This is a genomic window from Micromonospora sp. L31 (assembly GCF_052068075.1).
In the GTDB taxonomy this organism is placed as follows: Bacteria; Actinomycetota; Actinomycetes; order Mycobacteriales; family Micromonosporaceae; genus Micromonospora; species Micromonospora purpureochromogenes.
The window spans coordinates 1,310,070-1,335,387 of the sequence record NZ_JBQHDC010000001.1 but is presented as its reverse complement, the minus strand read 5'-3'; the positions used below and the strand labels follow the sequence as shown (position 1 = coordinate 1,335,387).

Genomic DNA, 25,318 nt, shown 5'->3' with positions numbered 1-25,318 from the left:
CGTCCGAACACCCGCCGAGCGATGTGCTCCTTTCAAAATCGGAAGCCGAAGAGGCCACCGTCGTCGTACCGGTCCGTGAGTCGCTGCGACAGCAGAAACTCGTCAGCATCGAAGCTCCGCCGACGGGCTTTGTCCAGATCATCGGAGTTCAAGGTGACGATGTACTGGAGACCCTCCCGAGCGGTTACCTCTGCGGCCAGTGACAGTGCGGCCGCCAACTGCCGGTCGTCGACGCCGTCGAAGAGGTGGCTGTCGTGGACGAGGATGCCGGGAGCGCGTCCTGCCCGGGTGGCGAGGACGCTGAGGGTGAGATCGAAGCAGAAGATGACCATGCTGCTGATGCCGACGCTGTTGTCGCTGTCAATGTGCGGATCGATGCGCAGACTCTTGTCGCCTGCTTCGAACTTCAGGTGGGCGGTGCGGCCGGGGCCATAGAGGCGTCGGGCGAACTCGGAGAACATCACGGTCGCTTCGTCGACGAAGCCCCGCCGGTCCTCGATGTCGCGATCCATCTCCTGCTGGAGCGTCAGCCGAGCCTGCGTAATCTCTCGTTTCGTCGCTTCAAGAGCCTGGGCGGCCTCGTAGCGGTGGCGCAGGGCGGACAGGAGCGCCTGCTGCTGCGCGAGGACCTGCTGGAGAGTGGTCAACGCTTCTAGGGCGCCGCCTTCTTGCAGGGTGCGTAGCGTGGCGGCGAGCTGGTCGCCGAGCTGTTGACGGTCGGTCTCGCTTTGGGCGAGGCGTCGCCGGATTGTGGCGGCCTCTTCGTCGAGGTAACGGCGCCGGTTCCGTACGACGGACTCGTGGAAGGCTTGTACCTCGTCGAATCGCCGCCGCACCTGGTCGTTGAGTAACACGCCGAGTTCGGCGTACACCGGCTCCAGGTAGCTTACGTCGGGGTCGGTCGTCTCCTGCAGTGCGTGTTCCAGGTCCTGGAGATTGCGCCGATCCACGACATCGCGAGCGCGTAGCTGTCGTATCTGCTGGTCAAGCCCGTCTGCCTGTTCACGAAGATGCTCGTACTGTGGGACTACGCGGAATTCGGAGACCTGGCGTTCCAGATCCCACACCCGCCGCTCGGCCAAGGCGATCTCGCTACGCAGGTCTGCGACCTTGCCAATGATCCGGCCCAGCAGTGGGTCCTGGGCGGCCTTTTGCATCTGAGTTCGCGCGGTGTCGCGTGCCTTGAGCAGGCGGTAGCGATCGGCGAGATGCCAGTCGAGGCCGAAGAGGTAGGCGAGATTGGTGGTCGCGTCCGCGTCCGACTGCCGCCCATGACTACGCACCGCTGCGTTGTAGCCGTTGGAGCTGGTGCGTCGGATGAGGAAAGACACCAGGCTTCGACCGCTGATACCGGCGTGCTCGTCAGGCAGGCCGAAGAGGTCACGCTCGATGAGGCGCTGCCACTCCGGGAGCCGGAGGTGACCGGTATTCAGCTCCAGCTGGCCGCGGTCGGTGTCCGGCGGCAGCGGGTTGAGGTGCACCCAGCCAGGGCGCGAACCAGTGCGTTTGACCTGCAGCGGGGTGGTGAGCTGCGGCCAGTCCAGCGACAGAGTGAACTCGATGCCGCGTAGCTCCAGACGTGCGGCAAGAGTGGAACTGTCTGCCCGTTCCCCGAGTAGGAAGTGCAGCAGTTCGATCATGCTGGACTTGCCAGCCCCATTGCGACTGTCGGTGTCCCGCGACCCAGGGGTGATGTCGGCAACGAGAATGTTGAGCCCGGGGTGGAAGGTCAGCGTCCGGAACCGAGAGTCATCGGCTCCGAGCTGACGCAACATCCGCCTGCCTCCTCGTGAGCAGTTCCCGCTCCAGCTCTAGCGTCCCCAGTGCGAACAGGACATCCAGCGATAAAACGAACCACCAGAACGGTACGGGCGTGTGGTGCCCGTTGGCGGCTCGCCACTCCCGCAGCCTCGTCCACGTCTGACTGATCGTCATGGGTTGGTCGAGAATCCGCAAGATCTGCGCCCCGACGACCAGCAGCGCGCGCTGCGGTGCGATGCCCTTCGTCGGCGCGATCATTAGGCCGTTCCCTGCAGGGCCGGCGCCCGCCAGTTGGTGGGCGGTTCTTCGAAGATGTCGCAAGTCTCGAAGAAGTATGCCAGGACCACCACCACGGCCCGCTCGTGATCGCGTCGGCCGCGCGCGTTGCCGGCGACGTACTCCTGCAGCTTCCACAACACGTCCCCCGGGTCGTCGTAGTCGGCCTTGACCTGCTGGTAGTACGCGTTGAAGCCCTGCGCGACCTCGTCGCGCTCGGTGACGTCCTGGCGCTGCTGGTAGTACTCGTCCACCAAGGGGGTGTACCGCATGGCCGAAATAATCTCGTCACGGTCCTCGGCGGCAAGGCGGTTATAGGCGAGTTTCTCAGGCGGAACCTCACGGGCGGGTGCCTGGGACGTCGCCTGGCGCCGTTGCGCGACCAGATGCGTCAGGAGGGGTTCCAGATCCTCCAGCCCGATCCGGTACACACGCTCCGACACCGGAATCTCACAGCCAAGCAGTTCTTGGATCTCGTCGCGCTCCAGGCGGCACAGCTCCCGGTGCAGGTGCTGCGGGCCCCGCTGCTCGAACCGCAGGCTTGGATGTGCGGCGCGTGCCTCGCTCAAAAGGATGGACAACTCCGGGTGAACACCGCGAAGGTCGTTGTGCACGAACACAAAGGTGTCGAAGTGGTCTCCCCGCTTCGCGACCGCCTTATCGAGATCGTCGGTGAACTTCGTTCGGACGGCCTTCGCGTCAGGGACTTCGGGCGCGTAGCACGCGTAGAGCTTGCCGTCATGCAGACTCAAGCCGTCAGCTCCGATGTCACCGAGTTTGCCGTGGGTCCTGACATCAATGAAATCGGGATAGCGGACGCACATCAAGTTCTGGAAGAACCGCTCGAACGCCTTGCCGAAGCGTTCGTCGAGGAGGCGGCGAAGCATGGCTCGGACGAAGCTCTGCTCCTCGAAGCTCAGCACCAGCCCTCCGTCACCTTTTTGGATGCACTGCCGCACTCAAGGTAACCAGCCGGAGGGCATTTCGGAAGGTACCAACGACCGAGGGAGCACCGACCAAGCATCCCCCTGTCATGGGATGCGCAGCCAGGAGGTCGCCGATGCCACGGTTCTCGTCGACGGAGGCATGGCCTCGTCAGCGAAGCCGAGCCTCACGGGCTTGCCCACACGCGCCAGCACAGGGCTATACGCCAGCCCCAGGGTCGTCTGAAGGAGCAGTAATTGGCCTTCTGTCGCCCACCGCGACCGCCGTCCCTGCCAAGGCCGGTCGCCAGGGAAGCCGCCGTACGGGTCCGAATTGCCTCCGTAAGGTCAGGTCGCCAAGGTAGCGGCGGCAAGCCAGCGAGGTGCCGGCTGGCCGCCGCTGCCGACGACGGGTGGCAGCTTCCGGGTTACGCCGGCTTTGTCGCGCCACGCCGACGGGGGACGACTGATGCGGTTGCTTCGGCGGCGGCGTGGGATAGCTCGGGGAGGACGTCGCCGTAGAACTTGGCAGTGAAGTGTGGGCTGGAGTGACGGAGCCGGTTGGAGATGACCTTCATCTGTACACCGGCAGCCAGGCCCATGGTCGCGGCGCCGTGGCGGAGGTCGTGGAGCCGGATGGGTGGTAGCCCGGCCTGGGTGGCGAGGTGGTGGAAGTTGTCCGTGACGTCGGCAGGGTGAAGGCGTCCACCGGTCGGGGTGGTGAACACCAGGCCGGTCTTGGTCCAGGCCGCCCCGGCCGCGAGGCGTTCGCGGTGTTGCCGGGCACGGTGGGCCCGCAGCACCGCGACGGTCTCGGTATCGAGAGCGACCCCGGCTTCGCTGTCGGTGGTTTTCGGAGTGTCGATGGCGGTGGCCCAGCCGTGTTGGACGAGTTGCCAGCGGACGGTGAGAGTGGCTGCGTCGAGGTCGAGGTCGTCCCAGTGCAGGCCGCAGGCTTCCCCTCGGCGCAGGCCGGTGAAGGTGATGAGGTGGTAGAGGGCGTAGAGCCGGTCGTTCGCGCCGTGGGTGTGGTCGAGGAATCTGCCGGTGTGCTCGGGGGTCCAGATCATGACGGGGCTAGGGGTATTGCCGGTCTCGCGCCACGTATTGACGCGTTGGTCGGTCCAGATGGTGGGCTTGGGTGGCCGGGCGGTCGGTAGTTCGACCATGAGGGCGGGGTTGGTGTCGATGTAGCGGTGGCGACGCATCGCGTCGTTGAGGGCCTTGCGCAGGGTGGCGTGGATGACGTGCAAGGTTCTGGGGCTGACGATCCGCTGGTTCTTGACCTGGTCGCGTTTGGCGGGGTCGCGGCTGGCGCGCAGGGTGGCGATGGTGGTGTTGCGTTCGGCGATGGCGTCGTACATGGCGTCGATGTGGCCGGGGCGGAGCCGGTCGATGCGCAGGTGGCCGAGGTACGGGATCAGATACAGCCGGATGTGCCCTTCGTACGAGCGCAGGGTCCCTGTCTTGATGTTCTTGCGCCCGGCGAGCCAGTCGGTTAGATACGCCTCCATCGTGGGCAGGTCGGTGGGGGTGATGTCCAGGTGCAGCGCCCGCCGGACCTGCTCCGGGCTGGGGACGGGCGCGCCGGTCTTGACGGCGGCCTCGATCAGGTCGCCGGTCTTGACGGTGGTGTGCGGGTCGGTGGGATCGGGGACGGCGAGCGCAGCCCGGATGCGGTCCAGCACCGCGTCCGCGTCGGCCTTGGTGGCGTATGGGCCGTGGCGGAGCGGGCGGCGGGTGCCGTCGGCGCGGGCGGGCACTTCGATCTGCCAGTGCCAGTGGCCGTGGGTGCGGGACCAGCCGCCGCCGGGCCGGCGAAGCTGGGGACAGGAGCGTCCCAGTCGCCGGCCCGTGACGCTGTCGCGGCAGCCGCAGCGTTTGAAGGTGGATCCCTTCACTCATCGTCTCCTGGATGCTCTCTGTGGTGCCGCCAGCGGTGTCGGGTGGAATTTGCTGGTGGCGGGGTCGTCGCATCCACGCTCACCTTCGCGCCGGCTTCAAGTCGCCCACCGCCGCCGGTTGCGGCGCGGTCGAGTTGGAGGAGATGGAGCAAGGCGGCGACCGGGACGATGATGCGGCTGCCGGCCCGGATCAGCGGAATGGGGAACTGGTCGGTGGCGGCGAGCCGGTACGCCTGGGATCGGCTGATCCCGAGGACCGAGGCGGTGGTGGCGAGGGTGGTCGTTACGCCGAGGGCGCGGACGCGGTCGACGGTCCATACCTCGCTGGTGACCGGTGCGACTGCGGCGGGCGTGCTGGCTACTGCGGCGGGCGTGATGTCTGTCGTGTTGTTGGAGGTCTGCTCAGTTGGGTTCATGTAGGTGCTCATGATTCGGACTTCTCCTGCCCGTTCCGTGGATGTCTGAGATGCGTGGGTTCGAGAGGCATAAGACTCGTCGGCCGGGGCAGCCTCACGCCGTCCGGCGCGCTGGCGTGAATCGCCTGGTGCTGACTTGACGGCGGTCGTGGCGTCAGGCTCACCGCTGGAGTTGGGTCCTCCTGGGGCGCGGACGGCGAGGCCGCCTCAGCTTTGAGGATCTTGAGGAGTTCGGATACCCGGGTGTTGGACACGGTGTGGCCCGTTCCACGGAGTGCTTCGGCGAGTGCTGCCCGGGTCAGTGCCTGCCTGTCCGCGGTGAGTTGGTCCCGGACGCGCCGCGCCGCTGGCAGCAGCTCGGCCGCGTCGCCGAAGTGCTGCGCGGACCGTCCCCTGCCGGCTTTGCGGTGACGGCCGTTCCGTCCGCGGGTTTGATGGCCATCATCTGGTGGGCGGACGGTCCGCGAGGTGGACCGCTCCCGCGCCGTCCCGCCGGACCCGGTCCGCTCGGCCGGTCCGCTCTGGGGCGCGGTTTGCGTGGGCTGGTCCGACAGGTGGTCTGCGGTCCGGGTGGCGTTGGTTGGGGTCGTGGTGCCTGCGTAGCCGAGGGCGACCTTGACCATGACGAGGAAGCCGAGCGCGGGCACGGCCGCGGCGATCCAGCCGATCGGTGACGGTTCGGCCTCCACAACCTGCGCGGCGAGAGACAGTGTGACCGCGCAGGCCAGCACGCTCGCGGGGAACACCGTCGAGGTGTGGGCGCGTTTGCGGCGGCGTAGCTCCAGGCCGGAGGCGATGGACATCAGTTCGAGGACGATTGCGTCGGCCCAGGCGAGCCAGCCGGGTTGGCCGTGGGCGGCGGCGACGTTGTGGACGTGGGTGAAGCTGGCCGCTGCGGCCGCCCCGCCGATGGCCAGCATGATCACGATCTGGACGCTGCCCTCGATGCGGCTGCTGCGGGGACCAGCGTCCGGGTCAGGTGCCGGTGCTGTCGTGGCGGACCACCTCCCCGGACCGGGCTGCGGCAAAGGTTCGTCCGCCAGCTGAGTAGAGCTGGACCGGTACGCGGACGGTCCCGGCGTCGTCGTGCGGGACGGTGATGGCGGACGGGGACCAGCCGCCTGTCGCGGACCGTCCGCGGTGGGCGCGCGACGATACCTCCGCGCTGTCACTGCCGGAAGGGATCGGCACTCTCCCGGATCTGTCGGGCCCAGCGGACCGGGGGCTGACAGACCGGTGAGAGTGGCCATGTCTTGCTGTCTCCCGCGAACGCGAGGTACTGTCCGCGGCCGCGTTGCCGCTGCCGGGCGTCACGCCGCCTCACTCGTCCGTTCAGCGTCAACGACATACGGGGCCAGGTCGGGCAGCCGCTGCCGCTGCCCTCCCCCGCCGGGCACGGCCCAGACCGCCTCAGCGGGACACAGGCCCGCCGTGGCGGCGTGGTCGCGGGCACCGGTAGCGACGGGCACCTGTGGTGCCGTGTCGGCGAGTAGGCGGCGCAGGTTGGCCTCTCGGGCGGCGGAGTGCAGCCAGAACAGCACCGGCCACGCCCGTCCGATCGTGGCGAACAGCTCCCGGTACCCGGCGAGCTTGCTGGTCAGGACCGCGAGCTGCTCGCGACCGGTGTCGTACTCGATGAAGAACGGGACCGTGACGGCGTTCTCGGTCCAGAGGCCGTAGCCGTCCGGGCGGACCCGCGGCTGGTATGCCCGGACCAGGCCCGGATCCTGCGGCTGCGTGAACGTGCCAGAGCGCTGGCATGCCGCCTCCGACAACCAGTCCACAAGATGGGCGCGGGGGTGGGTGCGGGCGTAGCCGGCAAGGTCGGTGAAGAGGCTGTTCACTCCGAGCCGGTGCGCGAGGCTTCGGCTCGAGGTCCAGCGTCGCCGCTCGACGCGGGCGTGGTCGCGCCGGGGTGGCCGTTCGTCCCGGCTGGCGGCGACGACCTCGGCGCCGATCTGGTCGATGACGTAGTGGTACGGGTACGAGCCGCCGTCGGCGCGCTGCGGCCGGAACCGGGCCACCAGGCGCAGCCGGTACAGCGTCCGAAGCCGGCGCTGGCAGAAGTCCAGCGATGGGAACAGCGCCTGGGCGATCTGGAACGACGTCAACACTCCGTGGTCGTACAGCCAGCCCAGCAGCACCCGGTCCCGGTCGGTCAGCTGCGACTGCACCCGCAGAACCGGATCATCCAACAACCACCACCTCCCTCGACGGGGATGGCGCTCCCCAGGGGGAGAGACCCGAGACCAGACAGGGTCTGTCGCAGGACAAGTCTCCAGCGCTGACAGACGGGCTGACCTGCGGTGTGAGAAGGAACAGGGGGTCCGTTCGGGGGTCGGGCTGAAGACCGACCCCAACGGGGACGTCAAGCCCGACCCCCGGACGGGGGTCAAGCCGGAATCTGTCACCGCCAGCGATCCCGGCGGCGGACGAAGGTACTCGGGAGAACAACGGAACTCCTTTTGTCGTGTCCAAGATGTGGTCGGCGCCGGACCTGCGGCACCGAGTAGAGCGGCCCGCCCTGCCCCCGTCGAACACCGAATGGCGGGCAGCAGACAACTGACGACCGGGATCACGTGGGCCGGCGACTGGAGGGCGAGCAGGTGCAGCCCACTGTGGAGATGTCAAGGAACGTGCCGTACCGGCACCGATGCGGCAATGCGGACGGGGTCAGCATCTGCCGCCGCAACCGTGACCTGCACGGCCGCCTACGGGAGATGCTCGGACAATGGCGAAGCGAGCCAGCAGGGGGCCATCCCAGGCAGGCCCTGGACCCGCACGGGCCGGGACAAGGCGGCGCCTACGCGCTCAGACGCCGAAGCGCGGCGGCGCGACGCACCGGCTCAACTCGCCGGGAGAAGATCCTTCATCGCGGTCCTCCTGTCGCTCCTTCGGCACCCGGTCGACGGGCCGCTCAAGTGGGGGCCAGAACGACAGCGAGCGCCCCTACGGAGCGCCCACGCATCGACCGATATGGCCCGGCGAACGCGACCGCCGCACGGGGAACGTGTATCCAGTACCGCTCGACAGGGGTGCCGGTGTCAAGGGCTTTCAGTCACAGCACACAGCGCATGATTCGCCTCCGCAAGTCGACAGTGCTGGAGTCTCGTGACTGCCCGCGCCAGGGCTTGCAGGTCTACCAATCGTCCTGGACCGTCGCGCCAGGGCAAAGGTGCTGGCCGTGCGGCCAAGCCTGCGCGGCAGAGGTCGCAAAAGTGCAGTGTCGGCGTAGTCGCTGAATGCCGCGATGATCTCGGAGACGTACCGCAGGTCACCGGCTCGGGCCAGGATTGCCGCGATCGGTTACTGGAGCACGTTGCCGGCGACCAAGTCCCTGAACTGTGGGGTCTGATGTCGCTCAGGCTTCTGGCTCCTCGGCCGGTAGGGGGAGGGTCCTGGTCATCCGGTGGGAGCGGGTGTGTCGTGCGGGCCAGCCGAGGAACCGGTCGAACATGTCGGCGGCGCTTCCTGTGGTGCTGGGGTTGAGCTTGTGCAGGTCGTCGATGGCGTCGTGGAGGAGGTCGGCCAGGTAGAGGAACAGGCTGACTGGGCTGCCGTCGTAGTCGGCGAGGAGAGCGAGCTTCGCTCGTCCGCAGGGCCAGGGTTGGCCGCAGGTACGGCACAGCCAGAGCGGACGCAGCGGCAGATGATCCCTAGGCACCGAGCTGAGACGGTGGACCCTCGCAGGGCGTGGCTGCTCTCCGCTCATGGGCGGTTGCTTTCTCGAGCCTGCTGGTCGAACAGCTGACGCCATACGTGGGTGAGCAGCGGCGGATCGGCCGCTCTGACCGGTGCCTGCGAGGGAACACGTGCCGGGAGTTCAGGTCGCCACGGTTGACCGAGTGCCGCGTTGCGCGAGACGTACACCGTCATGCCCGCTCCCCCGCCGAATACGTCCCCCACCCCCGGTGGGCTCGCCGCGGTGCCGACGAGCCCACCGCCGAGATGCGGTGGCGCGGTGTCGGTGCGGAGCGCCGCCAATCCACCCGCATAGCACTCGTGGCGGTGCGTAGGCGGGGAGTCACCCGCACGCGTGATGGGATGCTCGGCGGGTGCATCGGCCGGTGGCCGCTCTCGATCTGCTCGTCAGACAGCGCTGCGGATGAATCGGGCCGGTCTCGCTCGTCGACGCTCACCTGGTATCCCCACTCAACAGTTCGGGCTTGGAGTGGCACCGAGACGGGCGGGAAGCTAGGACAACGTCTCGCCTTGCACTGCTCGGCGCCGTCCGCCAGCACCCGTCCCGGGCCATGCGTCTACACAACCGCTGGCGATCGCCGGTTCCCAGCGCGGCAACGGCGCAGAACTGACGCATCCCCATTGCGTCACCAGGCGTGAGCTGGATGAATGGATCCGTGACGATCAGCGGCGGAGGGAGGCGGTACGTGGCGGGCAAGCGCCGGCACCGGCTGGCCCAGCGCCGCAAGGCGATCGGGCTGAGCCAGGAACGCCTCGCCGAAACCCTCAGCATCGACCGCTCCACCGTCGTCCGGTGGGAACGGGCGGAAACAGATCCGCAGCCCTGGCACCGACCGCGCCTCGCCGCAGCCCTCAACCTGTCGGTCGAGGAACTGGCCGACCTGTTGGCCGACATCGGCCAGCCGCCGTCACCGCCGGACGAGCGTCTCGGCTACGTGCTGCGCCACCCCAGCCGCGTCGACCTGGTCGCCGTCGCGTACCTCCGGGAGCGCGTGCAGCGCCTCGACGAGCGCTACGACCACACGCCCTCGACGCTCCTGCTCGCCGAGGCCGGGCAGCTACACGGTCAGACGATCTTCCTGCGCCAGCACTCCAGTAACGGCCCGGTTCAGCGCGAACTGGCGGCAGCCGTCGCCGAGTCCGGGACGCTGATGGGTCAACTCGTCTGGGACGCTTCACAGCGGCGCGACCACGCCACCAGCACGGTGTATTTCGACCAGGCGATCAGCGCGGCTCAGGAAACGCGCGACGTCGTCACAGAGGCCAACGCGCTGCTCCGCAAGAGCTACCTCGCCCTCTACGGCACCAAGCAGCCGGCCACTGGGCTTGTCCTGACCACACGCGCCGCCGCGATCAGCCGCAGCGACAGTCAGGTCATCGCGGGCCTCGCCCAACTGCACCGCGCCGAGGCACACGCGATGCTCGGCGAGGCCCGGGACTGCTCCGACGCTCTCGGCGCCGCTGAAGCTCACTTCGCCGCCGTAGACCCCCGTGACCCAGCCACCGCCCTCTTCTGCCCCAGCCACCACGCACGGCTCGCAGGCTCCTGCTCGCTTTTCCTGAACAAGCCGGTCGAAGCCGTCTCGGCGTTGGAGAACGCCCGACAACTGATCGCCGCACGCCGGAAGTCCACGGCCGTCGTCCTCGGCAACCTCGCCCTCGCCAGCGTCCTCCGGCGCGACGTCGACGCCGCGACCTCCTACCTGCACCAGGCGATCGACGTCATCGAGCGGACCCGCGCCGGCGGCGGCCTCAACCTCGCCTTCGCCGCCGCCCGGCAGCTACGCCCCTGGCGCGACGAGCCCTCGGTCCAGGACGTCAACGACCGACTCCTCACTCTCATGACCCCCTAGGAGCACCAGCGTGACCAGCCTCGACGAGATCGACCACGCGAAGCACGCCGTCCGGCAGCACGTCTGGGACCTCCTCGAACGCGAAGGCGCCGCCCCACCCGGCGTCCACGGCCACATTCCCGACTTCGTTGGCAAGGAGGCGGCCGCAGCCCGCCTCGCGGAACTGGATGTATGGAAGAAGGCTCGGGTCATCAAGTGCAACCCCGACCGGGCACAGCTGCCCGTCCGGGTACGAGCCCTGCAAGAGGGCAAACTGCTCTACATGGCGGTACCGAGACTCGCCACCCCCAAGCCCTTCTACCTGCTCGACCCCACCGTCCTCGAGACCCCATTCGAGAAGGCCGCTACGAGTACCGGTGCACCTGAGCTCGCCCCCACGGTGGGACCCGACGAGATGCACCCAGTGGACCTGATCGTCTGCGGCAGCGTCGCCGTCAGCCGACACGACGGCGTACGGGTCGGCAAGGGAGCGGGGTACTCCGACCTCGAGGTCGCTCTCCTCGCCGAGGCGGGGCTCATCACAGCGGACACCTCCATCGCGACCACGATCCACCAGATCCAACTCGTCGACGACCGACTACCTCACGCGGAACACGACTTCAGCGTCGAGTTGGCGATCACCCCGTGCGAAATGCTGGCCTTTACGTCCCGACGAGGACGACCGCCTGGAATCATTCGAGCCAACCTTCGTCCAGATCAACTTCGTAACATCCCCGCACTGGCCGGTTCAAACCCATCACAGCGGTAGCTGAGAGGACCTGTCGGCCAGCACTCCCAGAGGGAGCCGTAGGACAACGCCGATCTGCGCAGCCGCGCCCAGGAGCGGGTTCAGCCGAAAGCCCCCGGACGATCTCCATCAAGACTCGATGGTCGAGCCCGCTGAACCCGATCATGCCGGGCGGGAATGATCTCCGCCCCAGCCGCAGCAGAGCTGATCGCCAACACCGCCCTTGTGATCACGCGACGAATCTGGACTCCAGCAACCGGTACCACCCGGATCGCGGGGTGACAGTGCCTTGGTTCGCTGTCACGCTGATCGGATGCGGCGTTTCGTCGATGATGACGCAGGCTACCTCGACTGGCTTGCTGCCCACCCAGACGGTTTCGTGATCAACACCCTCAGGAAGCCAGGGCCGGCGTACCTGGTGCTGCATCGCGCCAACTGCAGCGCCATCGGCGGACTTCCTACCTACGGACGACAATGGACCGCCGCTTACGCCAAGATCTGCGGCGATCGGGACGAACTCGAAGCGTTCGCGCGCCAGGGGCTGGGCGGTGAGGCAACGCTGTGCGGTCGCTGTCTCGACCGCACCGTCACACCGGGACCGCACGCTCCGCCAGCTCACTCATACCCGGTGCCGCAGCCCGGGTCGGCACCAGCTCGACCGCCACAACTGGAACGCCGATCCCCACGCACCGCCCCATCGCCGGCCCACACCAACATCGGAATCGCCACGAGGCCCGCCGGTCCGCTGTTCGCTCCGCCGACCAGCGATCCCCTGCGGCTCGATGTACAACCCCGCCTGGCAAGCTGGAACACCGCTGGAGACCCCGACCAGGTCCGGCTCCAAGCGTTCCTCGCCGCCGCCGAACGGGTGGTGCGACCGCGGCTGGAAACACTGGCCGACCCGCTCGTGCTCAGGCTGGACGTCGGCCTACCTCCCGCTACGCCCCTGCTCGATCAACACGACCTCGACAACTACCTGTTCCCACTGGTCACTCACCTCGCCAAGCGAACTGGACGGCGGTTCGTCAGCGCGTGGGCCACCAAGCAAACGTCGGAGACATCGTGGGTGCGGGTAGAGCAAGCACGGCCGGTCCACGGCAGCCCCATCTTCGATCGCCCCTACACCGTCCGGACCACGGCATCTAGCCAGTCGTCCGGGTTCAAGCAGCAGATCCACGACCAGCTCAGCGCCGCCAACCCGCTCCCGGACGGCCCAGTCTGGCTTCAGTTGGCCTTCACCGTGGGACCACAGCGCAACTGGACAAATCTGTGGAAACCGACGATCGATGCGCTCGACCCGATCCTCGGAAGCATTACGCCCGGCCGATCCTGGCACCCCCGAGACGGCCGCATCATCGAACTCGGCCTGCACTGCCACATTGATGCGGCGCTCGGAAACGACGTCATCGTGACCATCACCGCCAACCAGCCCCGTACCGGTTCCGGCTACGCTCAGCGGTAGTGGCCGCAGTTCACCCGCGACCGGCAAATGAGTGCGAGCCCATCGCATCGGGGTGGCCTCGATACGCAAGGATTGTGGGATGTCTGACCCTGCCGCCCGCCTTGTGCCGCACATCGTTGCGCTAGTTACCCACGTCCGACATGTGAACCTATCTATTGACGCACACCAGCAGAGCAGCTACGGCCACGTGGGCGCCATTCTCGTCGATGCGATTCTGCAGGCAGGGATGCGATACGAGACGGTTAACGCCCGGGCGCGGCGGTTTCGCTCCGACCAGCCAGGTGCCGATACAACAAGCGGTCTGTTGGCGCTCGGCGGCCCCGACCGCCTACGCGAGGTTCTCAGGTGGCCCGGCAAGAAGCCGGACCAAATCCATCGACTTGCGCTCCACCTGGCCGACCATGGTGTCAACACCGTCGACCAACTTGCGGTCTTCCTTAGTAGCCGCGAGAACGTCAGCGGACTCCGTGCGGTAAACGGTGTCGGTCCGAAGACTGCGGACTACCTGTGCATCCTGGCTGGCATGTCCACTGCAGCAGTCGATGTTCATCTTCGTTCGTTTGCCTCCGAAGCCGGGGTGCCGGCTCTCTCATACGCCGATCTGCACAGCTGTTACCTAAGTTCCGCTGAGCGCCTTGAAGTAGATCCCCGGGACCTAGACCATGCGGTCTGGAGGTATGTCTCGGGCCGTTCGAGAAAATGATCGCCGTGAGGCCCGATCGGGCACCACAGGACGACACCAAGCGCAGAGGGTGAGCACTCCGATGGCAGGGCAGGCAGATGAGTCGATGAAAGAGTTCGTCTATCCAGTCAATGAGAACGACCCGGAAGCGTGGGGATACGGGGAGGGTGTACTCGACACGTTTCGAGCCGTCCGGCCAAGCGGCATCGCCGATTGGCACCTGGGTAGCAGCTTCCGCCTACTGACGGCTGGCGACACGATCTGGGTGTACGCAGGCGCCCCCCACTCTCGGATCGTCGCACGCGGCATTGCTATTGATGATCCACGCTGGTCGGAACGCGATAATCAATGGCGGATCTACATTCAGTGGGATACGCAGACGACCAGGCAGCTCCTCTCCGTCTCGACGCCACCCGAGGTCCTCTCCTCTTCACCGCGGACCGTACGCACGCTCGACTTGGATGAGATCAGCCGGATCCAGGACTGGCTCGATGCCTTACGTGCACCGCGACCACAGGTACTGCCACAGACCCGTATACGGCGACTCCAGCAGGTATTGGACCGGCAAGGCCAACCGGCATTCCGGGCCGCGCTTATGAAGGCCTATCATGGACGGTGCGCGATTAGCGGGTGCGACGTCAGCCACGTGCTTCAGGCCGCGCACATCGATCCAGTCGCTCATGGTGGTCGCGACCACGTCAGCAACGGCCTACTGCTGCGCGCCGACCTGCACAACCTCTTCGACAAGACGCTCATCTGGATCGACGGCCGCAACCACGTCCGCGTAGATCCAAAACTCAAGGACACCGAGTACGCCGAGTTCGATGGAGTTTTGCTACGCCGGCCGACCGGATCCGCTAGCCAGCCGAACAAGGAGGCGCTCCGTCGTCACCGAGAGCGGGCTCTCCACGACTAGTAAGTAGCGCTCATCGGCTACTTATCTACTGCTGGTACGACCGCAGCCCGGCAGGCTTGGTCGAGGTGACCGGTGGAATCGCTTCATCGGCTGCCCACCGCGGTTTGGTGGGGCTCTCCTATGGCACGCGTCCTGCCGGTCACCGGGGCGCGGAGAGGCTCAAGAGGATCAAGGGGTCTGCCCAAGCTCGCAGTACGCTGCCCTCCTCGCTGACATCAGCCCTTGTCTGATCGAGGAGGACGAGCGTGAAACGCGTCCTCATCGGCATGGACCCGCACAAGCGGCCCGCGGCCATCGAGATCATCGACGACCGAGAACACGTCCTGGCAACGGGCCCATTCGGCACCTACCGGTGCGCCGCCAGGGACTCGAACTCAAGCTATAAAGCTGCGGGGTCGCCACGTGAAATTGCATGCGGGTCAGGCCACGAGTTGTTGCGAAGGCGGCCGTCCGGCCCGAGGGCGGCGGTCTCCGTGTCGACGACACGCGCCAAGATAGCACCATGAACACCGGGCCTGCGGAAGCCCTCACGGCGGATCGCCAAACCACTACTACATTTTACGCGGGTTCCGGTCGAATTGCCGCCGAAGCGCCGCTCAGTTCACGGGTGCATCAGTGAAGGAAAGACCAGATCGCGCAGGGATTGCATGATCGAGGCACTTCGCTCGCGCTGTTCGATATGCACATCGATTGAATCCATCGTGGCTGCGATTTCCCGCTGCACCACAACCGATGGCAGCGGTATGACCAGTTCTCGCAATGTGGCGGCGCTGATGTGCGGGATCGCGGTGGAGTAGCGCGATTTGGACGTGATCCACCTGTGCACATCGGGACTGTTCAGGTAATGCACGAGGTACTCGGGAACGACCTCATCGCCACCGGGTCGCAGGCGCATGCAGCTGGGTCCCAAAAGCCATCCGCCTTCGCCTTCCCGCACGAGTCCGTGTCGGCCGAGCGTTCCTGATCGCGCGCAGACGATGTCACCCGGTCGGAGCATGTAGTTTACGAGTTTCGCGGAGATCTCGGGCTTGACCGTGTCCAGCTCATCGTGGCTGAGGTGGCCGCGCTTGATGTTGCGGGGCAGCACGAGCGGCGTCCAACCCTGCACAGCCAGCCCGCGCTCACGGTCCACTGTGCCCGGTCCTGAGTGAACGTCGCAGATGTCGCCGAGAGACACTTCGCGCCGATTCCGGGCGGTCGAGTCGTGTAGCGCCGCGAGACGGGTATCGACATCGCGGCGAGTCCGCTTTGCCCGCTCGTCCAGCCCGTCCATCTCCCGTTGCAACGATTCGATCCTCGCTGATGGCGTTTCCGCCAGCAGGCTGCGGGAGTCGATCTCTTCGCGCACGTACCGCCGTGGCTGGAGGTCATAGTCGTTCCGCCGGATCTCCTCGATGCTGACTGGTCGAGCGAAGGCAGCTGAGTGATCGAAGTTCCCCGAACGGCCGAAGTCGTGCCAGTGGCGGTACTCCTGAACGATCTTCGCCACTTCGTCGTCACGTAGGACACGTTGAGCGCGCTCGTTCGTCACACCCATGCTCGTGGCGTCGACGAGGAGGATCTCCGACGGTGCGGGCGCGTCAGGCTTTGGTCGTCGGATAAGCCAGAGCGACACCGGGATTCCGGTGGCCGCGAATAGCCCTGCGGGGAATGCGATGATCCCCTCGACCACTCCTGCTTCAATCATCTTGCGCCGGATTTCCGCGTTCACTCCACGGATGAACAGTGTTCCGTTCGGCATGAGAACCCCAGCACGTCCGCCCGGCTTCAACTTGTGCAATGCGAGCTGCAGCCATGCGAAGTTCGCGGCGCGCTTGGTCGGCGCCTCGAATGGCCACGCGTCCTGTTCGATGTCGTCTGGAAGTGTGACGTTGAAGGGTGGATTGGACAGAACGACATCGAACTGTTCAGCGGCGAACGCCCCGCGCATGATTTCGGGGCCGCCGATTCGCAGTTTCGCCTCACTGTCGTGCATCGACAGGTTGAGCAGCGTCATCCGGAGCGAGCGTACGTTCATCGCCTGGCCAAATAGCGACTCCACGCCATGCTGTGCCGCTGCCACGAGCAGTTCGCCAGATCCGCACGACGGGTCGTACACGGTGTGCGTGCTTCCTGGATCGAGGACCTCAAGCATGCACCTCACCACGGAGGACGGTGTGAAGTGGCCGCCGTGCCGGCCGAGGTCGCGATTAACCTTCTCCAGCAGCGCGTCGAACATCGGGGCTGACCCCACGCTGTCGAGGTCGATCTCCTCGAAGAGCCTGATCGCCTCCACGAGCTGCTGCTCGCCGGAGAGATCCGAGGCGACGGTGGGGAACAGCGCAACGTCGTGCTCCCACAAGGGCACATCGCGCAGCATCCAGTTCACGGCTCCCCAAGAGCGCTGCTCCGTGACCACACGCCAAAGCTCTGGATCGGTTGTCCGGAGGTACAGCATGGCCATGATGAAGTCGACAGCAGACACGAGCTCGAGGTCGCTGCGTAGCAGATCCATGATCCGCCACAGTTTGTTGGTCCAGTCAGAACGAACCTCTGCCGGGACGTGCGATGGCTCCGCCTGAACGCTCGGTGCGGGTGCGCCACCATTGCGGATGAACCTGTCGCCGTACGTGGTACCTGGCACCTCGTCAGACTGCAGGCCGTTGCGGGCGATCTTGCGCTGAGTGAGCCAGCGTGCGACCTCGTCCGAAGCGAACAACTCCTGCCCGGACACCACGGTGGGTCGGGGGAAGCCAGTGTGCCGCTTGCGCCAGTTGCTGGCCGCACTGACACCGACCTGCGCCAGCTTCGCGATGTCGGTGAGTGTCAGCCTCTGGCCACGTTCGGTCATGAAGGGATCCTCACCGGTCAACGAGCCGCAGCACGTGCGGGACCTGGTCGACCAGCCGCACGGCCGCGGCCAGCCCGGACGACATGTGGTCGATCAGCCGGTAAATCTTTGCGTGATCAGCCTTCAGGTCACGCCGGTGGATCGGCTCGTGGTGCATCACGCGATTGCGCAGCCACAACACCTCCTTGAGCTCCGCATGCAAGGCGTCGCGACGCCCGCGGTAGTGCGGGAACGCCCGGTGCAGAGCGGGCACCCACAACGTGCGGTCGTAGGTCTGACTCACTAGTGACACCCAGAAGCCGAAGGTCAGCTTCGCCACCAGGTCGTCCGCGTTCTGCGGCGAACGCTGCCCGAACAGTTTTTCCCGCGCCTGCTTCACCAGTTGCTGCCCATGGTCGTTAAGCGGTGCCACCGACCACCAGTCCACACGTCCGAACCGGGCACCCAGCTCGCGGTGCAGCGCGTTACGCAAGGTGATCTCAACGAAGTGCAGCAGTGGGTAGAATGCTGCGGAAACGCCCATGTTCCACATATACAGTCGCCACCCGGCGGCCATGTCGCCGCCGCATTCCTCAAGGTACGGGGCGAACCTCGCCTCGGAGAGCGCCTCGCTGATCCAGTCGTCGTTGTCGTCGGTGGAAGTCATCTTGAGCCCCCTCGGATCGCGACACCACGGCAGCATGATGCCGTGATACGGTGCATGAGTAGGCCCCAGGTCCGCCTCTGCTTCGGCATGCCGCCTGGGGCATCGTCTTTGGCGCACCCGATCCGGGACCGCCGAGTTCTTCCGACCACGTTCACCGGAACGGTATCCCGACGACCAGTGTGGGGTCAAGTACTCCAACGTACTGGAAACTGTGAACCCGTCCTGTACGTGGGGGTACACGGCCTGGCGAGGCTCAGAGCTCCCGAACCACGTTCACGTAGACGTATTGCGGGCCGCTGTCGCGACTTGGCCCAACTGTGGGTGCCGCTGTGGGACTGCTACCACGCTGCCCGCTGACGTCCTTGCCACTAGCCGGGACGAACCCACCGCCGTTCACACGTCAACCGGCCTGACGCTCGTCGGCAGAAAGCGCGTCAACGGCCGGCACCACTGATGGCCGCTCTTCTCGTCAGATCGCCCGGACGCAAGTCGAGGGTGGGCCAGCACTGGAGTGCCACCTCTCAAGTTGCAAGGTTGATCAGTCGTCGGCGGCCCTTCATCGCCCGCCATCCGCCATACCTGCTCGTCGGCGTTCCGGTGCAGTAGGTCCTTCGCGGTGGTGGCGACGGGGCTCGCACGGGCCGGCGGATCAGGTCGACCTGCAACTGCTGCTCACGCTCGCCGTAGTCGGCGATGAACAGCACGGCCCCGACCGCCGCTGCCGGATATCGGCGTGCCAGTAGCCACTCAGCACGGCATCCAGCCCGTGCGCCCGCTTGTCGCTCCGAGACCAGCCTCAGATTAACGGCGACCTCGGGCGAGTCGAGGCGTCCGGCCTGCCGGCAGTCGATCAGAGCCGCAGTCCCCGGCGGCCTCCACCATCCCGAAGCGCCCGAGCAGTCCAACCGCTCCCGAGCACCCAATGAGCACCCGGCCACCGCCCACCGCAACGAAGAAAGCCCCCGACCGGCGTGAAACGCCAGGCCAGGGGCTTTCCCAGTGGTGCGCCGCCAGGGACTCGAACCCCGAACCCGCGGATTAAGAGTCCGCTGCTCTGCCAGTTGAGCTAGCGGCGCTCGTTGGCAACGGAGAGAACATTAGCAGGTCCCTGAGCCGGGTTCCAATCCGATACCCGGCTCACCTGTTCGGCCGAGCTTAACGGGCAAAAGCCACGAAATCGCTCGTCCGGCCGCTTGGCGGGACCAGCGCGGCGGCGTCGATACGGCACCATGTCGCCAGGCACGCGAGAACTGAGGTGGGAATGGGCAGGTTCACGCGGGCCGGGGCGATCGTGGGTGCCCTGGCCCTGGTGACGTCGTTGGCACTGACCGGGTGCGGAGACGACCAGAAGAAGGCCGCCGAGTTCGTCGGCGCCGGTGTGGCTCCGGGTACGGGCGCACCTGCGGCCCCGCAGGACGCCGGGACCTCCGCGCCGGCCCAGAGCCTGACGGTGAGCCCGGCCGACGGGGCGAAGAACAAGCCGGTGAGCACCGAGATCAGCGCGAAGCTGCCGGGCGGCGGCACGGTGTCCTCGGTCACCCTCGCCTCCGCCGACGGCAAGCAGATCGCGGGCAGGATGCGGGTGGACGGCTCCTCCTGGGTGCCGTCGGCCCCGTTGAAGTACGGCGCCGAGTACACCGCCACGGTGACCGGCACCGGCACCGGCGGCGAGCCCCGGCAGGGCACCAGCACCTTCACCACCATGGCCAAGCCGAAGTCGATGATCAGCTCCGGCCTCTACCTCTTCGACGACAAGACGTACGGCGTCGGCATGCCGGTGGTCGTCGAGTTCCACCCGGGCATCCCGAAGAAGGACCGGGCGGCGGTGCAGAAGCGGATGTTCGTCAAGACCGACCCGCCGCAGCCGGGCGCCTGGCACTGGGTCTACAACGGCACCCAGGCCTACTACCGGGCTCCGGAGTACTGGAAGCCGGGCACCACCCTCGACGTCCGGATCGCGCTGGCCGGCATGCCGTTGAGCAACGGCCGCTACGGCAACGTCGACCGTACGGCGACCGCCAAGATCGGCCGGTCCTTCGTGATGAAGGTCGACAACAACACCAAGAAGATGACCGTGTACCAGGACGGCGAGGTGGTCCGCACCCTGCCGGTCAGCCTGGGCAAGAAGAGCACTCCCTCCTCCAGCGGCACTCTCGTGGTGATGGAGAAGAAGGAGAAGACGGTCTTCGACACCATGGACGACCCCGACCCGGACAACCGGTACCGCACCGACATCGACTTCGCCCAGCGGCTGACCTGGGGTGGCGAGTACATCCACGCGGCGCCCTGGTCCGAGGGGGTGCAGGGTCGGCAGAACGTCTCGCACGGCTGTGTCAACGTCTCGATGGCGATGGGCCGCTGGCTCTTCGAGCAGACGAAGATCGGCGACCCGATCACCATCAAGGGCACCGAGCGCCGCGTCGCCCCCGGCAACGGCTGGACGGCCTGGAGCCTGAGCTGGTCGGAGTTCGTCAAGGGCAGCGCCCTGCCCGTGCCGGACGGCGGCTCCGGCCCGCTGCTGTAACACCCACCCGGTCGGGTCGGCGGTCACGCCGGCCCGACCGGAGCGGGCCCGGCCCGCGCCGGTCACTGGAGCGTGGGGGCCAGCGGAACCGAGCAGCCCTCGCGAAAGCCCCATATTTTACCGGTATTCGCACTCCCCCATCAACGTGTTTCTGTTCACGGCCGGCAACCGACCGGCGCTCTCTCGCGTCAGTGGGAGAGGATGGGGCATCGGGGACCACGACTGTGAGGGAATCATGCGAGCTACCCACCACCGGCTGACCCGGCACGCCGGGCGGCGCCGCGCACTCGCGGCGGGGCTCCTCGCCGCGACACTGGCGCTCACCTCCGCCTGCACGGGCTCCGGCGACGACAAGCCGTCGAGCTGGCAGGGCAGCGGCGAGAGCGCCCCGAAGGCCGCGGCCACCATCACCGAGCCCAAGGCCGACGCGACCGACGTCCCGGCCTCCACCGGCATCACCTTCACCACGAAGGACGCCAAGGAGACCAGCGTCGAACTCACGGACGCCAGCGGCAAGGCCGTCGAGGGCGAGCTCGCCGCGGACGGCAAGAGCTGGCTCCCCGCGGGCGCCCTGGAGTACGGCGAGAAGTACACCGCCACCGTCACGGCGACCGGTGACGACGGCAAGCCGGCCACCGCGACCAGCGCCTTCACCGTGATGGCCGAGCCCGACAAGCAGGTACGGATCACCAGCTTCCTCGGCGACAACCAGGTGGTCGGGGTGGGCATGCCGCTGATCGTCCGGTTCGGCCGGGCCATCCCCGAGGACTACCGCGACGACGTCCAGCGTCGGATGACCGTCACCTCCACGCCGGCGCAGGAGGGGATCTGGCACTGGTCCAGCCCCACCGAGGTCCGCTACCGCCCGAAGGAGTTCTGGCAGTCGGGCACCACCGTGTCGTACCGGGTGCAGGCCGGCGGGCTGCCGATGGGCGACGGCTGGTACGGCCGCTCCGACCTGACCGTCGACATCAAGATCGGCCCGTCGCTGGTGATGCAGGTGGACAACAAGACCAAGCGGATGACCGTCACCAGGGACGGCAAGGTCGTCAAGACGATCCTGGTCAGCCTCGGCAAGAAGACCACCCCCTCGTCCAGCGGGACCATGGTGGTGATCGAGAAGCTCCGCAAGACGGTCTTCGACACGCTGGCGGAGCTGGGCCCCGAGGAGGGGTACCGGACGAAGATCGACTACGCCCAGCGGCTCACCTGGGGCGGCGAGTTCATCCACGCCGCGCCCTGGTCGGAGGGGAAGCAGGGCCGGGTCAACGTCTCGCACGGCTGCGTGAACGTCTCGATGGCCGACGGCAAGTGGCTCTTCGAGAACACCCGCATCGGCGACCCGATCACGGTCAAGGGCACCGAGCGCAAGCTCCAGAACGGCAACGGCTGGACCGACTGGAACATGAGCTGGGACGACTACGTCAAGGGCAGCGCCGTGCCGTACGAGGAGCCGGAGGCCACTCCGAGCCCGGAGGCCACCCCCGGCGACGAGGCTCCCAGCGTGGAACCCACCCCCTGACCGGCCCGGACACGACGAAGGCCCCCTCCGCGAGGAGGGGGCCTTCGTGTCTGGGGTGACTGATGGGAATTGAACCCACGACAACCGGGACCACAACCCGGTGCTCTGCCAACTGAGCTACAGCCACCATGCCTTCCGCGCCGGTCGCCCGGGCGGTGCGGACTAATAATAGCCACACTCCCGCCGCCCCCGTCCAGCGGGTTGCGCACCGTCCGCCCGCGCGGGCCGACGCCCCGGTCTACAACTGGGCGGCGATCCCCTTGGCGGTCTCCACGTCCGGTCCGGGCAGGGGTACGAAGATCGTCCGCCGGTAGTACTCCAGCTCGCGGATGCTCTCCCGGATGTCGGCCAGCGCCCGGTGGGCGAGGCCCTTCTGCGGCTGGCCGAAGTACACCCGGGGGTACCAGCGCCGGGTCAGCTCCTTGATCGAGGACACGTCGATCATGCGGTAGTGCAGGTGGGCGTCGAGGCGGGGCATGTCCCGGGCGATGAAACCCCGGTCGGTGGCGATCGAGTTGCCGCACAGCGGGGCGGTACGCGGGTCCTTGACGTGGCTGGTGACGTAATCCAGCACCAGGTCCTCGGCCTCGGCCAGGGTGACGGTGGAGCGCCGCACCTCCTCGGTCAGCCCGGACTTGCCGTGCATCGTGGCCACGATCTCCGGCATCGCCGCCAGGGCCGCCTCGTCGGCGTGGATGACCACGTCGACCCCCTCGCCCAGCACGTTGAGGTCGGGATCGGTGACGAGCGCGGCGACCTCGATCAGCGCGTCGCCGGCGAGATCCAGCCCGGTCATCTCACAGTCGATCCAGACGAGAAGGTCAGCCACCGGGACAGACTAGCCGCAGCCCAGGTGTCGCGCCTCGGCACCGGCGGCGGAGCGGACCGCTAGGGTTTCCCCGTGCCAGCAGAACCGGTCGCGCCACCCGCCGTCGACTCCGACGACCAGGGGGGCCGGACGGTCCGTCGGGTCGTCACGGTGCTGGCGCTGGCCGCCGTGCTGCCAGCGCTCTACCTGCCCGGCATGGTGCACGACTTCTTCGACCTGAAGATCTACATGCGGGCGATGGACTGGTGGTCGTCCGGGCACCCGCTCTACGACTACGTGCAGCCGGACCGCGTCCAGGGCGAGCTGTACTTCACCTATCCGCCGTTCAGCGCGCTGCTGCTGCGGCCGTTCGCGATGCTCCCGCTGGGCGTGACGATCGCCGTCTTCACCGTCCTGACCGCGATCGGCGTGATCGTGACCACCCGGTGGCTGGTCCGCCCGGTGATCGAACGGCACGGGCTGCCCCGGACGTTCACCCTCACCGTGGCGGTGCTGCTGGTGTTCGCGGTGGAGAGCACCCGGGAGACGATCACCTTCGGGCAGATCAACATGCTGCTGGTGGTGCTGATCCTGGCCGACCTGCTCTTCGCCGTACCCCGGAGGCGGCGCTGGGCCGGGGTGGGCGTCGGGCTGGCGACGGCGCTCAAGCTCTTCCCGGGCATCTTCATCGCCTACCTGCTGGTGAGCCGGCGGTGGCGGGCGGCGGTGGTGGCCAGCGTCACCGCGGCGGCGGCGACGCTGCTGGCCGCGGCGTTCGCGCCCCGGGACTCCTGGCGCTTCTGGACGCACGAGCTGTGGGCCACCAACCGGGTCGGACGCACCGACTACACCGGCAACCAGTCGTTGTTCGGGCTGCTCAGCCGGATCGACGCGCCGGCCAAACCGAACCAGCTGCTCTGGCTGGCCCTGGTCGCGGTCGTCGCCGGGTACGGCCTGTGGCGGGCGGCCCGCGCCGCCCGGGCCGGTGACGAACTCGCCGGGCTGACCCTCACCGGGCTGGTCGGCGGCCTGGTCAGCCCGATCACCTGGACCCACCACATCTACTGGTTCATCCCGGCGGTGGTGGTGCTGGTGGACGCGGCGCTGCGCGCGGACCGGGACACCATGGCGGGGGTCCGCCAGCGCCGTCGACTGCTCGCGCTCGCGGTCGGCACGGCGTTCGTGATCATCTACGGGGTGGTGTCCTTCTTCGACTGGGGCGTGGCCCCGGCGCGTACCGACACCCCGGCGGAGTTCCTGGTGCGCAACGCCTACGTGCTGCTGGCCCTGCTGTTGCTGGTGACGCTCCCGGTGCGCCGGCGGGCGGAGCCGACCGACAGATAAGTTGCGCTAAATGGACAGATCTTCCAGTGGCCGACTTTCGCCGCTAATCTGGCGACACCTACCGCAGACGTCTGTCGGGTAGCACCGATCCCCCGGTGAGGACGGCCCTCCGCGTCGGCAGCGCGGCGGGCCGTTCGCCGTGGCGGGTCAGTCCGTACCGGCGGGCCGAGGGCTGCCGGGCACCGGTTCGGCCGTCTCCTCGGGACGCTCCGGCGGCCACGGCGGCAGGTCGGCGAGGGTGGCCGGACGGCGCGCCGGCACCGCGCCGATGGCGGCCCGGGACCGCTCGGGTGCCCCGACCGACACCAACTGCCGCTCCGGCTCGGGCGCCGCGCCGAGGCCGCTGAGCGAGCTGACACCCAGCCGACCGGCGAGCACCGGAACCTGGTCCGGCTCGACCACGAAGACCACCTCGCGCGGGCGTACCGGGCGCAGCAGCACCAGCACCGCCAGCACGATCAGCAGGAGCCCGCCGGCCAGCGCGCCCCAGGCCACCGGGCGGAACCAGTCCGACCGCACCTCGGCCCGCAGGTCCAGGGCGAGGTCCGCGCCGCCGTCGGGGCGCATCACCACCAGGCTCAACCGGCGGTCGGCCAGCTCACCCGGGGTCCACTCGACCGCGCCGATTCCCTCGCGTACCCAGAAGGGCGCGTCGAGCGGGGCGGCCGGGACCGCGCCGGCGGGCCCGGCGGTGGGCGCGGCGCCGGCGTCGGTCAACCGGACCGGCAACGGCCCGCGGGCCAGCGCGATCCGGTCGACCGTGACGTGCGGGACCGGGGCGAGCCAGCGGCGGACCTCGTCGGCGGGCGCCAAGCCGACGAAGGCCGGCCCGTCGGCGGTACGCGCCGTCAGCCGCAGCCTCGCCTCGCCGACCCGGGTGAACGGCGCCTCCGCGCGCAGCAGCGCGTCGACGTCCTGCACCACCACCGCCCGGCCCGCGCTGCGCACCGGCTCGAAGCGGGCGCTGAAGGTGCCGTCCGTGCTCGCGTGCCGGGCGACCAGACTGAGGCCGCCTCCCGCCA

At 67.7% G+C, this 25,318-nt stretch carries 21 protein-coding genes, 2 tRNA genes and 1 pseudogene; 8 read left to right on the top strand and 16 right to left on the bottom strand.

From position 1 onward, the window contains the following. Window positions 1–32: 32 nt before the first annotated feature. The 9 genes from ACTMS9_RS06480 to amcA all read right to left on the bottom strand — a co-directional run bounded on the left by ACTMS9_RS06480 (window position 33) and on the right by amcA (window position 9,156). Window positions 33–1,775, bottom strand: a complete 1,743-nt coding sequence (locus ACTMS9_RS06480) for an ABC-three component system protein (protein WP_441164409.1) — start codon at window positions 1,773–1,775, stop codon at window positions 33–35. After that, the gene (locus tag ACTMS9_RS06475; RefSeq protein ID WP_441164408.1) at window positions 1,750–2,019 is read right to left on the bottom strand and encodes an ABC-three component system middle component 6; all 270 of its coding nucleotides are present in this window, start codon (window positions 2,017–2,019) and stop codon (window positions 1,750–1,752) included. Before ACTMS9_RS06475 ends, ACTMS9_RS06480 begins: the two co-directional genes overlap by 26 nt. Further along, window positions 2,019–2,960 carry an ABC-three component system protein gene (locus tag ACTMS9_RS06470; protein WP_441164407.1) on the bottom strand — a complete coding sequence of 314 codons (942 nt, stop codon included), beginning with the start codon at window positions 2,958–2,960 and terminating at the stop codon, window positions 2,019–2,021. The genes ACTMS9_RS06475 and ACTMS9_RS06470 overlap by 1 nt, the downstream gene beginning before the upstream one ends. A 428-nt stretch (window positions 2,961–3,388) precedes the next feature. After that, complete coding sequence (locus ACTMS9_RS06465) at window positions 3,389–4,861, bottom strand: tyrosine-type recombinase/integrase (protein WP_441164406.1); 1,473 nt, start codon at window positions 4,859–4,861, stop codon at window positions 3,389–3,391. Beyond that, complete coding sequence (locus ACTMS9_RS06460; RefSeq protein WP_441164405.1) at window positions 4,858–5,292, bottom strand: helix-turn-helix transcriptional regulator; 435 nt, start codon at window positions 5,290–5,292, stop codon at window positions 4,858–4,860. Before ACTMS9_RS06460 ends, ACTMS9_RS06465 begins: the two co-directional genes overlap by 4 nt. Continuing rightward, window positions 5,289–6,200 carry a DUF2637 domain-containing protein gene (locus ACTMS9_RS06455; protein ID WP_441164442.1) on the bottom strand — a complete coding sequence of 304 codons (912 nt, stop codon included), beginning with the start codon at window positions 6,198–6,200 and terminating at the stop codon, window positions 5,289–5,291. The genes ACTMS9_RS06460 and ACTMS9_RS06455 overlap by 4 nt, the downstream gene beginning before the upstream one ends. A 390-nt stretch (window positions 6,201–6,590) precedes the next feature. After that, window positions 6,591–7,475, bottom strand: coding sequence for a replication-relaxation family protein (locus ACTMS9_RS06450; RefSeq protein WP_441164404.1), 885 nt, complete (start codon window positions 7,473–7,475; stop codon window positions 6,591–6,593). A gap of 1,166 nt (window positions 7,476–8,641) precedes the next feature. Further along, complete coding sequence (locus ACTMS9_RS06445) at window positions 8,642–8,992, bottom strand: hypothetical protein (RefSeq protein WP_441164403.1); 351 nt, start codon at window positions 8,990–8,992, stop codon at window positions 8,642–8,644. Continuing rightward, window positions 8,989–9,156: a multiple cyclophane-containing RiPP AmcA gene (gene amcA / locus ACTMS9_RS06440; RefSeq protein ID WP_441164402.1), complete on the bottom strand. Its 168-nt coding sequence runs from the start codon at window positions 9,154–9,156 to the stop codon at window positions 8,989–8,991. Before amcA ends, ACTMS9_RS06445 begins: the two co-directional genes overlap by 4 nt. 512 nt (window positions 9,157–9,668) lie before the next feature. Between amcA and ACTMS9_RS06435 the strand changes: the two genes are divergently transcribed. The 5 genes from ACTMS9_RS06435 (at window position 9,669) to ACTMS9_RS06415 (ending at window position 14,622) form a co-directional block, all read left to right on the top strand. Then, on the top strand, window positions 9,669–10,835 hold the full coding sequence (locus ACTMS9_RS06435; protein ID WP_441164401.1) for a helix-turn-helix transcriptional regulator: 1,167 nt from the start codon (window positions 9,669–9,671) through the stop codon (window positions 10,833–10,835). Window positions 10,836–10,845: 10 nt separating this feature from the next. Further along, window positions 10,846–11,583, top strand: a complete 738-nt coding sequence (locus tag ACTMS9_RS06430; RefSeq protein WP_441164400.1) for a 5-formyltetrahydrofolate cyclo-ligase — start codon at window positions 10,846–10,848, stop codon at window positions 11,581–11,583. Window positions 11,584–11,875: 292 nt separating this feature from the next. Beyond that, window positions 11,876–13,024 carry a hypothetical protein gene (locus tag ACTMS9_RS06425; RefSeq protein ID WP_441164399.1) on the top strand — a complete coding sequence of 383 codons (1,149 nt, stop codon included), beginning with the start codon at window positions 11,876–11,878 and terminating at the stop codon, window positions 13,022–13,024. A 79-nt stretch (window positions 13,025–13,103) separates the two neighbouring features. Continuing rightward, the gene (locus ACTMS9_RS06420; protein WP_441164398.1) at window positions 13,104–13,727 is read left to right on the top strand and encodes a hypothetical protein; all 624 of its coding nucleotides are present in this window, start codon (window positions 13,104–13,106) and stop codon (window positions 13,725–13,727) included. A gap of 61 nt (window positions 13,728–13,788) precedes the next feature. Then, window positions 13,789–14,622 carry an HNH endonuclease gene (locus tag ACTMS9_RS06415; protein ID WP_441164397.1) on the top strand — a complete coding sequence of 278 codons (834 nt, stop codon included), beginning with the start codon at window positions 13,789–13,791 and terminating at the stop codon, window positions 14,620–14,622. A gap of 601 nt (window positions 14,623–15,223) precedes the next feature. Here the strand turns inward: ACTMS9_RS06415 and ACTMS9_RS06410 are convergent. The 4 genes from ACTMS9_RS06410 to ACTMS9_RS06395 all read right to left on the bottom strand — a co-directional run bounded on the left by ACTMS9_RS06410 (window position 15,224) and on the right by ACTMS9_RS06395 (window position 19,174). Beyond that, the gene (locus ACTMS9_RS06410) at window positions 15,224–17,452 is read right to left on the bottom strand and encodes an N-6 DNA methylase (protein WP_441164396.1); all 2,229 of its coding nucleotides are present in this window, start codon (window positions 17,450–17,452) and stop codon (window positions 15,224–15,226) included. 10 nt (window positions 17,453–17,462) lie between these two features. Then, a complete protein-coding gene (locus ACTMS9_RS06405) occupies window positions 17,463–18,098 on the bottom strand; it encodes a hypothetical protein (protein WP_441164395.1) in 636 nt (211 codons plus the stop codon). A 521-nt stretch (window positions 18,099–18,619) separates the two neighbouring features. Then, complete coding sequence (locus ACTMS9_RS06400; protein WP_441164394.1) at window positions 18,620–18,802, bottom strand: hypothetical protein; 183 nt, start codon at window positions 18,800–18,802, stop codon at window positions 18,620–18,622. Between the two features lie 296 nt (window positions 18,803–19,098). After that, window positions 19,099–19,174 (bottom strand) — tRNA-Lys (locus ACTMS9_RS06395). A gap of 185 nt (window positions 19,175–19,359) precedes the next feature. Here ACTMS9_RS06395 and ACTMS9_RS06390 point away from each other — a divergent pair. Both ACTMS9_RS06390 and ACTMS9_RS06385 read left to right on the top strand, forming a co-directional pair. Next, window positions 19,360–20,622, top strand: coding sequence for an Ig-like domain-containing protein (locus tag ACTMS9_RS06390; protein WP_441164393.1), 1,263 nt, complete (start codon window positions 19,360–19,362; stop codon window positions 20,620–20,622). 235 nt (window positions 20,623–20,857) lie between these two features. Next, window positions 20,858–22,144: an Ig-like domain-containing protein gene (locus ACTMS9_RS06385; protein WP_441164392.1), complete on the top strand. Its 1,287-nt coding sequence runs from the start codon at window positions 20,858–20,860 to the stop codon at window positions 22,142–22,144. 51 nt (window positions 22,145–22,195) lie between these two features. Here ACTMS9_RS06385 and ACTMS9_RS06380 read toward each other — a convergent pair. Together ACTMS9_RS06380 and orn are read right to left on the bottom strand one after the other, a co-directional pair. Further along, window positions 22,196–22,271: transfer RNA gene (locus tag ACTMS9_RS06380), tRNA-His, on the bottom strand. A 111-nt stretch (window positions 22,272–22,382) separates the two neighbouring features. Then, window positions 22,383–22,973, bottom strand: a complete 591-nt coding sequence (orn, locus tag ACTMS9_RS06375) for an oligoribonuclease (protein ID WP_441164391.1) — start codon at window positions 22,971–22,973, stop codon at window positions 22,383–22,385. Window positions 22,974–23,045: 72 nt separating this feature from the next. Here orn and ACTMS9_RS06370 point away from each other — a divergent pair, with 72 nt between their 5' ends. Next, a complete protein-coding gene (locus ACTMS9_RS06370; protein WP_441164390.1) occupies window positions 23,046–24,296 on the top strand; it encodes a glycosyltransferase family 87 protein in 1,251 nt (416 codons plus the stop codon). A 147-nt stretch (window positions 24,297–24,443) separates the two neighbouring features. Here the strand turns inward: ACTMS9_RS06370 and ACTMS9_RS06365 are convergent. Next, window positions 24,444–24,848, bottom strand: a pseudogene (locus tag ACTMS9_RS06365) (hypothetical protein); the annotation flags it as partial. Window positions 24,849–25,318: the final 470 nt, after the last annotated feature.